This is a genomic window from Gulosibacter macacae (assembly GCF_003865375.1).
In the GTDB taxonomy this organism is placed as follows: Bacteria; Actinomycetota; Actinomycetes; order Actinomycetales; family Microbacteriaceae; genus Gulosibacter; species Gulosibacter macacae.
Genome location: NZ_RQVS01000036.1, coordinates 1 through 1,211 on the forward strand (window position 1 = coordinate 1; position 1,211 = coordinate 1,211).

The following is a 1,211-nucleotide window of genomic DNA, read 5'->3' on the forward strand; positions in this document are numbered from 1 at the left end:
TGCCGCGGCAATGGAAGAGGACATTCGCGTAGGTCGATATGTGCGACCGGAAGATGCAGCCCGAACGTTTGGCGAGGTGGCCGAGGAGTGGTTCGCGTCGAAGCACAAGATCAAAGGCTCGACGAAGATTCGGTACCGGCGCGAGCTCGACACGTACGTGTTGCCGCGCTGGCGTGATGTACGGCTCGAGCACATTGGCGAGACTTCAATCAATGAGTGGGTGGGCCAACTGCGTGAGGGCAAGGCGGTTGTCTCGTTCAAGGTGAAGTCGGCCGAGAAGGCGAAGCCGCTTGGCGCGTCGATGATTCACCATGTGGTTGGCGTCGTGTTCGGTGCGGTGCTGCGTGATGCGGTCGATCGGAATCTGATTCAACGGTCGCCGCTTGCTCGGGTCGAGTTGCCGAAGCCGGATAGTGATATTGGTGAGCGTCTCTATCTCACGGTGGAGCAGGTTGAGCAGCTGGCGGCAGGTGCGCAGGAGTCGAAGGGTGGGGAATCGGCGCTCATCGTGCGCACGTTGGCGTACACCGGTCTCAGGATCGGGGAGCTTGCCGCTCTGAGGGTTGGCGATCTCGATGCGTCTGGCAAGCGTCTACGGGTTTCGCGGACGTTGACGATCGACGAGAACGGCATTGACACCGAAGGTAGCCCGAAGGGTGGCAAGTCACGCAAGGTTCCCGTGCCGACGTTCTTGCTGGGAGATCTCAAGGCTCTGGCCGGCCGCCGACCCAGCAATGCGCCGCTGTTCCGCACAACGCGAGGGGCGCAGCTCAACGTCAATAACTGGCGCAACCGTGAGTGGACCGCCGCAGTGGCTACCTCGGGTCTCGACGAGCTTGAAGGGCTCACCATTCACACGCTTCGTCACACGTACGCATCGATCGCGATCCGCGCGGGCGCCGATGTGAAGACGCTGCAGGCAGTGCTCGGTCACGCGACCGCAGTTGAGACGCTCGAAACGTACGCCGGTCTGTGGCCGGAACGACTTGACGAGGTCGCCGATGCGATCGAGCTCACGCGCGTTGCCGACCTCGAGAAGGCGAAGTCGAACCGTCGTGACCACGACGCCGCGTGAGCCGTCATGGACGGATCATGGACGGCCCGGAAACTGGAGCCAGCCGGAAACGAAAGATGCCCCCGACTTCGGCCTGTTTCCAGGGAAGTCGGGGGCATTATGTCGGGCTGACAGGATTTGAACCTGCGACCCCTTG

Annotated in this window: 1 protein-coding gene; it reads left to right on the forward strand. The window is 62.2% G+C overall.

From position 1 onward, the window contains the following. Positions 1 to 1,075: tyrosine-type recombinase/integrase (locus EG850_RS13175; RefSeq protein WP_148097128.1), on the forward strand; the 1,075-nt coding region annotated here is incomplete at its 5' end. Positions 1,076 to 1,211 lie beyond the last annotated feature (136 nt).